Raw genomic sequence first — 13,378 nt, 5'->3', positions numbered from 1 at the left:
TCCTCTAGTTTATTTTATCATACAAAAAGAACCTTGCTCACATCGCAAGGTTCCTTTCCGCTCATTACACCTTAAATCGGTCAACCGCCTGACGCAGTGCCTGGCTTGATTCGTTCAGCATTTCAGTTGAGGTTTTCGTTCTTTCTAACACTTGAACTTGTTCATCTGTAGACGCATGCACTTCCTCAGCTGAGGCAGCAGATTCTTCTGAAATGGCAGCAATACTTTGAATGGAGTCACTCATCTTCTGCTGCTCTTCTGTCATTTCATTAATCTGTGTATGAATGCTGTCGATTGAACCGACAAGTGCCTGCATTTCCATTGTGATACTGCTAAGTGCCTCACCGGTTGCATTGATGGCGGCACCTTGTTCCTCATTCATTTTACTTGCTGTTGTCATCGCTTCAGCCGCCTTCTTCGATTCATCTTGAATGAGTTTGACGGTTTCACTAATGTGTTTTGTTGACTGCGCAGATTGTTCAGCAAGCTTTCTCACTTCTTCTGCAACTACAGCAAATCCTCGTCCACTTTCTCCTGCTCTCGCTGCTTCAATGCTTGCATTCAGTGCAAGTAAATTCGTTTGATCCGAGATTTCAGAGATGGCGGTCACGACATTTTCAATATTTTTCGTTTTATGCTCAAGGTCTAGCAGCATTTGCTCAACCTTTTTCGATTCTTCACTCGCTTGTGTTGATTTTTGGACGAGCAAACCAAGTGCGTCAAGCCCTTTATAGCTTGCATCTTCAGATGATTTTGAGTTGGTTTGCATTTGCGTGGCAAGCTCACCCATATGGCGCACTTTCTCATACAAATACTCTGATTTTTCATTAATCGTTTCTGCATCTGATGCCTGCTTAGTCGCTCCTGTTGCCACCTCTTGAATGGCCGTTGCAATCTGTTCGCTAGACAGCAAAGTCTCATTTGAAATGTGGGTCACTTCATCCGCTGATTTCACAACTTGATCTGAAGCCCCTTTCACTTTTTCAATTAACTCCCTGATATCCTCGGTCATTTGATTAATGCTTTTCGTGAGGGAACCAATTTCATCTTGGGATTTCACTGCAAGCGTACTTGTTAAATCGCCTTCTGACACCTTACGCACATGCTCTATTAGACGCTTGATTGGCGTTGTAATGCTTCTTGCCAATAAGAAGCTGAGGATCATCGCAAGAATAATGGCAATGACGGAAATAATGATGCTTGTCTGATTCATTTGTTCTGTGATCCAAAGCAGTTTCTTTTTCTCAAAGCTGACACCAATCGTCCAATCAGCTTCTTTGATTTTAGATATGACCGTCAGTTCTTTTCTGTCATCAATACCTGAATTGTCGATCGCTTTTTTCACAGAAGCTACTTTTGATATGTTTTTTCCTTGCTCTGTTGGATGTGCTAAAATGGTTCCTTTGCCGTCAACTAAGAAAGCGGTACCCATATAAGGAATCTTTTGTTCCTTTATATAAGATTGAATGGAGGATAATTTCAAATCAAGTCCAGCGACCCCAACGACCTTTCCGTTTCTGACAATCGCCTTTGTGGCTGAGACGACCATTTCATTTGTTGCTTTATCGATATATGGATCAGTCCAAATGACTTCGTCAGGCTTTTCAGCTGATTGGATAAACCAATCTCGTTTAGATGGGTCATACCCTTCACCAAAATCGGACTCTGGGAAGGCGAACATTTTGCCGTCACTTGTTCCAATATAGGCAAGTGAAATAAGTTCATCCTGCTCCTGCAAGCCTTTTAGTTCATCGTTTTCGAAGACTAATGTTTGTTTTGTTTGTTTTTGCGCAAAATCTTCAGTAAGTGTACTAGTTGCCAGTTTATTAATTGTATCACTGTAATTATCAAGCTTTTGTGCAATGATGTCTCTCATGCTCTCTGCCGTTGCTGCTGTGGTGGTTTTTGCATCTCGTTCAATAAGTGGTGTTAATACTATGTTAGAACCCACTTGAACGGCCACGACGGTTAAAATTAAAATAACTGAGATGAAAACAGCTATTCTCACTTGAAGTTTCTTAAACATCTCATCACCCCTACATCTACTTTCACACCTTAATTTATATATCGGCAAAATGATACCGCATTCAATAGTTGTAAGAAAATTTAAATAGAAAAAACAAGCCGTATAGGCTTGTTTCAAGTAAAATATTCAATTTTTGCAGAAGGAAAGTACTGATCTATATATGACTCTAAAGTCTTTCTTAGTTCTTGTTCCTCATCTTTTTGATAGATATATTTTCCTATTCCGTATCTTCCCCACTTGTATCTTCTTTTTTCTTCGTCCAACTCTAATTTTGATTTTGGGTAGTTTTTTTGAATCACACGCTTTGCTGGTTTTGTAAAGCGATGCTGAATCATCTCAAAGGTGATATCGTCTCTCACATCTTCAGGAAGAGCTGCATCAAGCTTTTCAAAAAGAACTTTATATCCTTCCTGCCAGCCTTCATGGATATAGATTGGAGCAACAATAAAGCCTAGAGGATAGCCTGCCTTTGCGACCTTAACAGCCGCTTCAATCCGCTGATCTAGCGGTGATGTTCCGGGCTCAAAATATTTAATGACATAATCGGCATTGATACTAAAACGGAATCTTGTCCGGCCATTATGCTTTGCGTCTAACAGATGATCAACATGATGGAACTTCGTGACAAAGCGAAGCTTTCCTAAGTCGGTCTGCCCAAAGTATTCAATCGCTCGTTTGAGTGTATGTGTCAAATGGTCAATTCCTACGATGTCTGAAGTACATGATGCTTCAAATCTCGTGATATCCGGCGCCCGCTCGTTCATGTATTGCTCTGCCTGATCTAATATTTCTTCTACATTGACGTACGTTCGAATGTACGGCTTACTTCCCATTGTTGTTTGCAAATAGCAATAATGACAATGTCCCATACACCCTGTTGCAAATGGGATTGCATACTCTGCAGATGGTTTAGACGAGTCAAACTTCAATGTCTTCCTCACACCAATAACAAGCGTTGACTTCGCATTACGATACTTTTGCAAGTCATTTTTTCCCGGAATATTTCTGACCTGGTTGTGTGAAGTCGTTTCTCTTATTTCGATTCCCATACCCTCAAACTTTTCCTTCAGCTCTCGTCCTAACGGGTACTCTAACGCCCGGGGTTCAATGTAAACAAGCTGGGGAACGAAAGGTTTGATCATATTAAGCACATCCTTACCTTTAAGGTTTTCATACCGTTACTTTAACCGCACAGGATGGCTTTTATCCTTTCTAAAATCTCCCTTATTCAAACAAGTCTTGATAAAGAGCTTCTGCTTCTTCATATGTTGGAAACACAGCATCATCAGGTGCTAGTGGATGATACGTTTCAAGTAAAAAGAGGGCAAGCTCTTCTTCGTTGTATGGATGTGAAACAATTTCTGCTTCTTTAATTTGTGCTACGTTTGCAGCATGTGGATTTCGATAAATCACATATACTTGATCACCCGGTTTGTAGTCTGAGAAAGGCAATCTGGTCACCTCCATTTTTTAATTATAGGGTGCCCTTCTCACTGCCCAATATGACTCAATATGATAAAATTCGACAAAAAAACCAGACAGTTTCACCTGTCTGGTTTTCATTCACTTAGTTCTGTTGAAACGTCTTCTTGACGAAATCAACCACTTCTTCTGTTGTGCTAAGTGATAAAATATGCTCTTTAAATGATGCAGCTTCTTCTTTAGAAAGCTTGCTTAGCTGCGTTCTAGCTGGAAGAATGGATGTTGCACTCATTGAGAATTCATCTAATCCTAATCCAAGTAGAAGTGGGATTGCGATTTCATCTCCTGCCATCTCTCCGCACATACCGACCCATTTACCCTCTTTATGCGCTGCTTCGATCACAAGCGTAATAAGACGTAAAATCGCTGGGTTGTAAGGCTGATAAAGGTAAGACACTCGTTCGTTCATTCGATCAGCAGCCATTGTGTATTGAATCAAATCATTCGTTCCAATACTGAAGAAATCTACTTCTTTTGCAAATTGGTCTGCGATGACAGCTGTTGATGGAATTTCTACCATCATTCCGATTTCAATGGAATCAGAAACGTCTGTACCAGCGGCAACCAATGCTTCTTTTTCTTCAAGTAAAATGGCTTTTGCTTCTCTAAATTCTGATAACGTCGCGATCATAGGGAACATGATTTTCAAGTTTCCATATGTACTTGCACGAAGTAAGGCGCGTAGTTGTGTTCTGAAAATCTCCTGCTCTTCCAGGCAAAGGCGAATGGCTCTATAGCCAAGGAACGGGTTCATTTCTTTTGGAAGCTGCAAGTAAGGAAGTTCTTTATCGCCACCAATATCTAGTGTGCGGACAACCACTGCTTTCCCTTCCATCTTCTCTAAAACTGTTTTATACGCATCGAACTGCTCTTCTTCTGTAGGAAGCTGGTCTCTGCCCATGTATAAAAATTCAGTACGGTACAATCCGACTGCTTCGCCGCCATTTTCAAGTACACCTTTTACATCTTCAGGTGTTCCGATATTTGCAGCTAGCTCTACGTGAACGCCGTCTTTTGTAACCGTTGGCTGGTCAACAAGTTTCGCCCATTCTGCTTTTTGAGCTAAGTAGTCTTCATGCTTTTTTTGATACGCTTTCACTTCATCTTCAGAAGGCTGAATGATGACGTCGCCGCTAATACCATCCACAATGATCAGATCATCGTTTTTCACCGTTTTTGTTGCTTCTTTTGTCCCAACAACTGCTGGAATCTCCATAGATCTTGCCATGATCGCTGAGTGAGAAGTACGACCGCCGATATCTGTTGCAAAGCCTTTGACAAATTGTCTGTTCAGCTGAGCAGTATCAGAAGGTGTTAAATCTTCAGCAATGATGATGACTTCTTCAGAAATCATGCTTGGGTTTGGAATGTCAACGCCTAGCAAATGTCCAGTCACACGTTTCGTTACGTCGCGAATATCCGCTGCACGTTCCTTCATGTATTCATTGTCCATTGCTTCGAACATTGTGACAAACATTGTCGCTGTTTCTTTTAAAGCAAACTCAGCATTTACTTTATCAGATTTGATTTTATCCTTTACTGGGTTTAGCAGTTCAGGATCACTTAACACAAGAAGATGGGCAGAAAAGATATCTGCTTTGTCTTGGCCTAGCTCTTTTAGCGCATGCTCTTTAATTGCTTCAAGTTCTTGTTTAGAAACATGAATTGCTTCTTCAAAACGCTTCACTTCTGTCTCTGGATCATTGATGTCTTTTTGGTGAACTGTTAAATCTGGTTCTTCCAGACGATACGCTTTTGCAATCGCAACGCCTGCTGAAGCACCGATTCCTTTCAGTTGTTGCATTACTCGCCTAGGCCTTCACTTTTCATTGTGTCTTTAAGCGCAGCAAGTGCATCATTTTCATCAGAACCAGAAGCAGAGATTGTGATTGTAGCACCTTTCGCAATTCCTAGAGACATTACACCCATAATAGATTTCAGGTTCACTGTTTTACCATTATATTCTAAGTTGATATCAGCATCATATTTACTAGCAGTTTGTACAAGAACTGTTGCAGGACGTGCGTGAATTCCAGAATCTGCAGTTACTTTGAATGTTTGTTGAGCCATTTTTATCAATCTCCTTTTTATACAATTAATACATCCACAATATTATATCATACTGCCGAGCTTGTCATCTAACAAGAACGGCAGTTATGAAAATTATTTTGAAATTTTCATGATGTTTTCTTGTCCAGCCTTGATTTCACCGGATGCTTGAAGGTCAATAAATTGTCCTTCACTTAAGTTGGTAAATACAATTGGAGTCATCAAAGATGGTACTTCAGACTTAATTTTATCAATATCAACCTCTAAAAGTTTTTGACCGATTTCTACTTGATCTCCCTCTTGTACAAATGCTTCAAACCCTTCTCCTTTGAGGCCGACCGTATCAATTCCGAAGTGGATCAAAATTTCAAGTCCACCATCAGATTGCAGGCCAATGGCGTGTTTCGTCGGGAACACATTTAAGATCTTCCCTCTTACCGGTGAAACAACCGTTCCATCTGTTGGCAAGATGGCGAAACCGTCACCCATCATTTTCCCTGAGAATACTTGATCTGGTACAACTGTAATTGGATGAAGCTCCCCTGTAATTGGTGAAGCAAAAATTTCTTCCCCTTGCTCATTTTGAAGCGGTTTTGCAATAACTTCTTCAACCTGCTGGCTGACTTCTTCTTTTGCAGAAGGGTCTTTCGCTGGACGAGGCGTGCGGCCTGCAATGATGTCCTGCATTTGTGTTTTTAAGTTATCAGAGCGAGGGCCGAAAATGGCCTGAATGTTGTTCCCTACTTCGAGTACACCAGAAGCGCCAAGCTTTTTCAAACGGTCTTTATCCACTTTCTTCTGATCATTCACAGTGACACGTAAACGCGTGATACAAGCATCCAGGTGCTTAATGTTTTCTTGATCACCCATTGCTTCAAGGATTTCATAAGGCAAGTCATTACCTTTTTCAGACTTCGCCTCACTTGCTCCATCTGCTGCTTCATCCTCGCGACCTGGTGTTTTCAGATTAAATTTGCGAATAGCGAATCTAAATCCGAAGTAGTAAATGACAGCAAGTACGAGACCTACTGGAATGACGAGCCACCAAGCGGTTCTATTTGGCAGGATACCAAATAGGAAGAAGTCGATTAACCCTCCTGAGAAGGTCATCCCGATTTTCACGTTTAGAATATCCATTATCATAAAGGATAATCCAGCGAATACACAGTGAATCGCAAATAATACTGGTGCAACAAACAAGAATGAGAATTCAAGCGGTTCAGTGATCCCTGTAAGGAAAGAAGTAAGGGCCGCTGATCCCATAATTCCTGCTACTAGCTTTTTATTCTTTGGTTTTGCTTCATGGTAAATCGCAAGTGCTGCTGCTGGAAGACCGAACATCATGAACGGATATTTCCCTGTCATGAATGTACCAGCTGTCAGCTGTACACCATCTTTGATTTGCGCCATGAAAATACGCTGGTCACCACGGACAAGCTCTCCTGATAAGCTCTTGTAGCTAAAGAACTCATACCAGAATGGTGAGTAGAAAATGTGGTGCAGACCAAACGGAATTAATGATCGTTCAATGACACCGAATACAAAGGCAGCCAGCGGCTCATTCGCTGCGAGCAGTCCTGTTGAAAATGAGTTCAGTGCACCTTGGATTGGCGGCCAAATGACTAGCATCAATAGCCCTAAAATAAGTGCTGAAATAGAAGTAACGATTGGAACAAAACGCTTACCAGCAAAGAAGCCAAGATATTGCGGGAGCTCAATTTTGTAAAATTTATTATACATATAAGCTGCTAATACCCCGACGATAATCCCGCCAAAAACGCCGGTAGACAAGGTCGGTATGCCGAGCATATTAATATATGCTGGATGGCTTTCCTTGAAGAACTTAGCCAGTTTGAGTGAATCGGATGGAATGGATCCGTTAGCCATTAATACGGCACTCATCGTGACGTTCATGACAAGGTAACCGATGATAGCGGCAATCCCTGCCACTCCGTCTCCATTGGCAAGACCGATGGCAACCCCTACAGCAAATAATAGCGGAAGATTCGAGAAGACGATGTTCCCCGCATTCTCCATGACACTTGCAACAAGCTGAATTGTATCATTGCTTAAAAATTGAGCTACATCAATCAGCTGCGGATTTTGCATCGCATTCCCAAGTGCCAGTAAAATACCAGCAGCAGGAAGGATCGCAACTGGAAGCATGAGTGCTCGTCCAATTTTTTGCAACACACCAAAAAGTGATTTAAACACTGGTTGAACCTCCTTTTGTTTTCGCTTACAACATACATTTGGGATGCTCCCTGACGTGCATTTCATAATTAACCGTTTACATTTCACTTTCAAACGCAAAAAAAGGCATGGTGATATAAGGTTGCGCAAATAACAGGATCTTATCCTGTATTTACCTTAAGTCACTCATGCCTGATCGAATCAGTTACACGTTTCAAGGAAACTATGAAATTTTATTTGTCAATCTGTACAGATGAAGTGTCAGGTAGACGGCCTCAGCATCCTGTACAGGCTTTTTCAATGCATGCTGCAAAATTTTGATCATTTTCCAAGCAGTATTGTAGCATAAAGGATATTCATTTTTCAATAGATGAAGCAATTTTTCTGGCTCCTCTAATGATTCTCCCCGTTTAATACGCTCAATTGAAAACGTAATATGGCGTAATAAGCGTAAATAATGAATACTTTCTCTGTCTACTTTCATATGAAATGAATCTTCAATGACTTGGACCATTTGTGTAATGAGCTGCGAATGACGGTTCACTTCAGATAATGGCCGATTCGTCAAAGCTGAATGGATATGGAGCGCTATAAAGCCAATTTCTCCTTCTGGCAGCTTCGTTTCGACATCTGGCCGCTCGTTGATCAGTTCAACAACTTCCTTTGCAACCTCGTATTCTTTCGGGTAAAGCGATTGTGTCTCAAGCATAAAAGGGTTCGTGATATCATAGCCTTGCTGCACCCGCTTAAAACTAAACGCAATATGGTCGGTCAGTGCAACATGTATATGCTCATTCAATCGTTGTCCCATTTTTTCTCGTATATGATAAATGACGTCATTGGCAAGCTCGATCATGTTCTCATCAATATGATGAAGCAGTTGTTTATATTCTGTTTGTTCCTTCGTGTTTTTTAACACAAACATTTTTTCAAACACGTCTTGATCGAGAAGATCCCCCGATTTTTTACCGAAGCCGATCCCTTTCCCAATCAGAACCACTTCGCCCAAAGAAGGGTGTCTTGCGATGATGACATTATTATTTAACGCTTTATCAACGGTGAAGGATTCCATGAACATCCCCACCTCCTTCTTATTCAATCCCTCTTATCGTACAAAACAGATGAAACGTGCGTCAACGATTGTTTTTCAAAACGGTTGTTGTTCGCTCAATCAGGCGAAATGGCAGCATTCTTTTTTCTGATTTCTCTCCCTTTAATGCCCGGTCAAACAAGTCAAACGCTTCCTGTCCCATTTGTTTGAGGGGAATATGAATGCTGGAAATCCCCAAAGCCTCACTCAATTGGTTATTTTGAAAGCTGAGTATGGCTGGTGATTCTCCTACTTTTATGTCATGACGCTGCGCCTCTAATAAAAAGCCGGCAGAGACTTCGTCATTTGTAATAAATAAAGCTGTAGGACGATTTTTCATTTCCTGCCATTCTGCAAATAATTGCTTCCCATCAAGCAGGGATAACTTCCCTTCGATGATCCACTTCTCATCAATGGTCTGCCCGAGCGATTGCATCATGTCTTGATAAGCCTGAAGTCGCGACTCGCTATTCGCTCCTTCTGTTCTGGCGAGAACGATCGCAATTCGTTGATGGCCGCATGCCGCCAAATGATGCAGGCCTTCCTTAAATGCTTGATCATGCGCAATCGACACGGTTGAGCATTGATCGTGCGGTGCAGGATGACAAAATATAATCGGCCCTGATTCCTGCCACTTTAAAATGTGACCATCACTTAACGCATTTGAACAAAATATTAAACCATCTACACGGCGCTCTTTTAAACTCATTAACGCTTCTTTTTCTTTTAATGGGTCATATCCTGTTTGAAATAAAGCAAAATGCATGCCGCGCGCCTGTGCTTTTTCTGCAATACCTGTGACGAGTGCGCTGAAATAAGAGTGTTCAATGTTTGGAAGGACGATGCCAAGCATATTCGAATAGCCCTTCGCTAAATGAACCGCCTGGATGTTTCTCGTATACTTGAGCTCTTTCATCGCTTGTAGAACACGTTCCCTTTTTTCTTCTTTAACATAAGGATGCTCATTCAACACACGTGATACGGTTGTCACAGATACGCCCGCTCTTTTCGCAATCTCCCTTATGTTTGCCATTTTTTCTCCTACTTTCTCTTGATATGGTAAGCGTTTCATACTTTAAGATGTATGTGAGCTGAACAAATCACTGGATGGAAAGGGGAATTCAAGATGGGTTTCATCATATGGATTATATTATGTATGACTGTTTTGTTTTCTGCTCGTTTTGCATTACATCCTTTAGGAAAAGAACATAAAATCAAACCGTTTCAATCAATTGATGATTTTTTTGTTGATAAGGATCGAGAAGAGTGATAAAAAATCACGATGACACTTCCAAGACCTGGACGTTCATCGTGATTTTTTTCATTACTTGATGATCGTCAGCTCTTTCGGATAATTGGTTAAGGTGACTGAACCATCTGCCGTAATGAGAACATCATCTTCAATTCTTACGCCGCCGACTCCTGGGACATAAATTCCTGGTTCAATCGTATACACCATACCTTCTTGCAGAAGGTCGTCATTTGCCTGACTCATAGAAGGAAACTCATGAACAGAAACCCCTAACCCATGTCCAAGGCGATGAGGGAAATATTCACCATATCCCGCTTCTGTGATCAGCCCGCGGGCTTTTAAATCAAGATCACCGATTCTCACGCCGGGCTTACTCATTTCAAGTGCTGCCATTTCTGCATTTAAGACGGTTTGATAGATGTCCTTTTGCTTTTCAGAAGCTTCCTGATAGATGAATGTTCTTGTGATATCTGAGCAATATCCATCGACAATGACGCCAAGGTCAAATAACACAAAATCACCTTTTTTTAAGGCTGCCTGTCCCGGATTTCCATGAGGCTCGCCTGATTTTTCACCAAAGAGAACCATAGTTGAAAAGGACATACCTTGAATGCCTTTTTTCTTTAGTTCATATTCTATGACAGCGAGCACTTCTGTTTCTGTGACTCCTTCTTTTAAGGCGTTAACCCCAATTTTTACACCTTCATCTGCCAATTGAGCCGCTTTTTTGAGTGTAGCAATTTCAGATTCATCTTTAATCAGTCTGAGCTGATTGAGCGCATCTTCAGCCCGGACGAACGTTTCTGCCCCGGTAACAGCTTGGAGCTGTTCAGCTCTTTGAAGCGGAATCGATTCTTTTTCAATCGCAAGACGCGCCGTTTGAATGCCGCGTTTTTCTATCGCTGATTGAATGAAATCAAATGGATTCTCATGATCTTCATATCCAATAATATCGCCGAACCATCCTGCATTTTTTGCCTGCTCGACTTCCATTTTAGGCAAAATAAAAAATGGTTCTGCCTCTTGGAACACAAACAGCCCCATCACTCTTTCATGCGGCTCTGTGAAGTATCCAGATAGATAAAACACATTTTCCTTTGTATGTATAAATGCACCTTGAATGTCTTCTTTCTTAAGCCAAGAAGACAAGCTCTTCATTCGGTTCATCATGATCCTCCTCACACGTTTTACTACTGGTCTATTGTATCAGTTTTTGCTTTATTTCGCACAAAAGCGCACTGGCATGAATCCAGTGCGCCCTGATGATTGATTTAAGATGCACGAAGCAGACGCAGACCATTTAAAATGACCAAAATCGTACTTCCTTCATGCCCGATGACGCCAAAAGGCAAATCAAGCACTTGTAAGAAATTCGCACAAATTAACAGACAGATCACCGTTAATGAGAAAATAATGTTTTGCTTAATGATTCGATTCATTTTTCTTGAAAGACGGATCATCTTTGTTAGGTTATTTAAATTGTTCTTCATTAAGATGAGATCCGCTGTTTCTAAGGCAACATCTGTGCCTCCGCCCATCGCAACCCCAACATCTGCTGTGGCAAGCGCTGGTGCATCATTGATTCCGTCTCCTACCATGATGATTGAATTACCTTGTTTTTTTAATTGATTGACCTCATGTACCTTTTCATCTGGAAGACATTCAGCCACTACGGTTTGGATGCCGGCTTCCTGCGCAATCGCTTCAGCCGTTTTTTGCTGATCTCCTGTCAGCATGACGGTCTGGATGCCTAAATCATTTAGTTCTTGAATCATTTTTTTGGCTTCAGGTCTGATTTGATCCTTAAGGCCAAGACAGCCAACAACTTTTTCATCCTTTTGAACGTAGACCACTGTGTATCCTTGCGCTGAAAGGTCATCACCTGTCTCTTCAATCTCGCGGTCGATTGACGCCTTACCCGCAAAGTCTTTCTTCCCAATCCGCCACGTTTCTCCATTTAATTGTGCTTTCACACCAAATCCAGAGGTTTCTTCAATGGTGACATGGACTGTTCTTTCTGCTTGATGCTCTTTTGCCATATCAGAAATTGCTTTCGCTAATGGGTGGTTTGATTGACTCTCAATTTGATAGAGTGCCTGGTAAAAAGCAGATTCATCCTGCCCTTTCGTCATGATGACTTGTTCTACGGCTGGCTTCCCGCTTGTAATCGTCCCCGTTTTATCAAAAGCAATCATACTGCTTGTGCCTAGTTTTTCTAAAAAGACACTTCCTTTGACAAGCATTCCATTTCTTGCGCCATTTGAGATCAATGACAGTGCGGCTGGCATAATGGATGCAACAAGAGCACAAGGTGAAGCAACGACCATAAACACCATTGCCCGGTAGAAGGTTTCACTCATACTCCAGCCGAGGACAAAATGAGGCAGAACCATTAATACCGCAACGGTGATCAGCACACCTTTTACATAGGCCCCCTCAAATTTCTCGATAAATGCCTGGCTTGGCGAAACACTTTCTTGAGCGGATTCAACAAGTTTAATAATTTTATGGAATAACGTTTCTTCATTATGTTTCGTGACTTCCACTGTTAAGGAACCATTTAAATTCACTGTTCCTGCAAATACGTCTTCCCCCTGCCCTTTTTCCTGTGGAATAGATTCGCCTGTGAGGGCAGATTCATCCACACTTGTTCTCCCGCTTAAAATGACACCATCTGCTGCAATGCGTTCCCCAGCTTTGATCATAATACGGTCACCTGGTGTCAATGATGAAGCAGCGATTTGAATGGTCGTACCATCTTCTTCAATTAAAGTTGCTTCATCTGGTGCAATGCTCATTAATGCTGTTAAATCTTTCTTGCTTTTATTTGACGTATACGTTTCAAGCGCACCACTCAGTGAGAAAATAAAAATTAAGATAGCGCCTTCTGCCCAATAGCCGATTAGAGCTGAGCCTATTGCTGCGAAAATCATTAAAAGTTCCACATTCAAGGTCTTCGACGAAATCGTTTCTTCAATTCCTTCCTTCGCCTTTGCAAAACCTCCAATAACAAATGCTAGGATGAAAAGAGGAATGCTCCACATGCTCTGATCTTTTAGAATCCATCCAATTAAAATGAGAATCCCCGAGATACCTGCTGCAATTAATTCTCCGTGCTGTGCCCATTTATGTAAGGACCATTTCGATTCCTTTTGATTTGTCGTTTGGTAAAGTGCTGTATTCTCATTCATAATTGTTTTCTCCTCTCTAATTGATAATCGTTTTCACATTATCAATCGTTACCCGTTTCTTTTTCCATCTATATTTTCTGCTATTTCAAGCTTTT

Annotated in this window: 11 protein-coding genes; 1 reads left to right on the top strand and 10 read right to left on the bottom strand. The window is 41.4% G+C overall.

What is annotated here, in order from left to right:
* Positions 1-64: 64 nt before the first annotated feature.
* The 8 genes from MHB41_RS06665 to MHB41_RS06630 form a co-directional block, all read right to left on the bottom strand.
* On the bottom strand, positions 65-2,026 hold the full coding sequence (locus MHB41_RS06665) for a methyl-accepting chemotaxis protein (protein ID WP_125586297.1): 1,962 nt from the start codon (positions 2,024-2,026) through the stop codon (positions 65-67).
* Between the two features lie 113 nt (positions 2,027-2,139).
* Positions 2,140-3,168 (bottom strand): spore photoproduct lyase, encoded by a 1,029-nt coding sequence (gene splB / locus MHB41_RS06660; protein ID WP_024424698.1) that lies wholly within the window; start codon positions 3,166-3,168, stop codon positions 2,140-2,142.
* Between the two features lie 82 nt (positions 3,169-3,250).
* Positions 3,251-3,493 carry a transcriptional regulator SplA domain-containing protein gene (locus MHB41_RS06655; protein ID WP_044331928.1) on the bottom strand — a complete coding sequence of 81 codons (243 nt, stop codon included), beginning with the start codon at positions 3,491-3,493 and terminating at the stop codon, positions 3,251-3,253.
* Positions 3,494-3,593: 100 nt separating this feature from the next.
* On the bottom strand, positions 3,594-5,312 hold the full coding sequence (gene ptsP / locus MHB41_RS06650) for a phosphoenolpyruvate--protein phosphotransferase (RefSeq protein WP_024426847.1): 1,719 nt from the start codon (positions 5,310-5,312) through the stop codon (positions 3,594-3,596).
* Positions 5,312-5,578 (bottom strand): phosphocarrier protein HPr, encoded by a 267-nt coding sequence (locus MHB41_RS06645; RefSeq protein WP_003211078.1) that lies wholly within the window; start codon positions 5,576-5,578, stop codon positions 5,312-5,314. Before MHB41_RS06645 ends, ptsP begins: the two co-directional genes overlap by 1 nt.
* A 93-nt stretch (positions 5,579-5,671) precedes the next feature.
* Positions 5,672-7,771, bottom strand: coding sequence for a glucose-specific PTS transporter subunit IIBC (gene ptsG, locus MHB41_RS06640; protein ID WP_340898829.1), 2,100 nt, complete (start codon positions 7,769-7,771; stop codon positions 5,672-5,674).
* A 202-nt stretch (positions 7,772-7,973) separates the two neighbouring features.
* A complete protein-coding gene (locus MHB41_RS06635) occupies positions 7,974-8,828 on the bottom strand; it encodes a transcription antiterminator (RefSeq protein ID WP_024424695.1) in 855 nt (284 codons plus the stop codon).
* A 55-nt stretch (positions 8,829-8,883) separates the two neighbouring features.
* A complete protein-coding gene (locus MHB41_RS06630) occupies positions 8,884-9,873 on the bottom strand; it encodes a LacI family DNA-binding transcriptional regulator (RefSeq protein WP_034623345.1) in 990 nt (329 codons plus the stop codon).
* A 93-nt stretch (positions 9,874-9,966) separates the two neighbouring features.
* Here MHB41_RS06630 and MHB41_RS06625 point away from each other — a divergent pair, with 93 nt between their 5' ends.
* Positions 9,967-10,110: a hypothetical protein gene (locus tag MHB41_RS06625; protein ID WP_162842493.1), complete on the top strand. Its 144-nt coding sequence runs from the start codon at positions 9,967-9,969 to the stop codon at positions 10,108-10,110.
* 54 nt (positions 10,111-10,164) lie between these two features.
* On the opposite strand, the gene MHB41_RS06620 is transcribed toward MHB41_RS06625, so the two are convergent.
* Positions 10,165-11,259: a Xaa-Pro peptidase family protein gene (locus MHB41_RS06620; protein ID WP_340898831.1), complete on the bottom strand. Its 1,095-nt coding sequence runs from the start codon at positions 11,257-11,259 to the stop codon at positions 10,165-10,167.
* A gap of 104 nt (positions 11,260-11,363) precedes the next feature.
* Positions 11,364-13,283, bottom strand: coding sequence for a heavy metal translocating P-type ATPase (locus tag MHB41_RS06615; RefSeq protein ID WP_340898833.1), 1,920 nt, complete (start codon positions 13,281-13,283; stop codon positions 11,364-11,366).
* Positions 13,284-13,378: the final 95 nt, after the last annotated feature.

The organism is Bacillus sp. FSL H7-0578 (genome assembly GCF_038630855.1).
Taxonomy (GTDB): Bacteria; Bacillota; Bacilli; order Bacillales; family Bacillaceae; genus Bacillus; species Bacillus safensis.
Note: the sequence above shows the minus strand (reverse complement) of the source record. Positions and strands in the feature narration are given on the sequence as shown.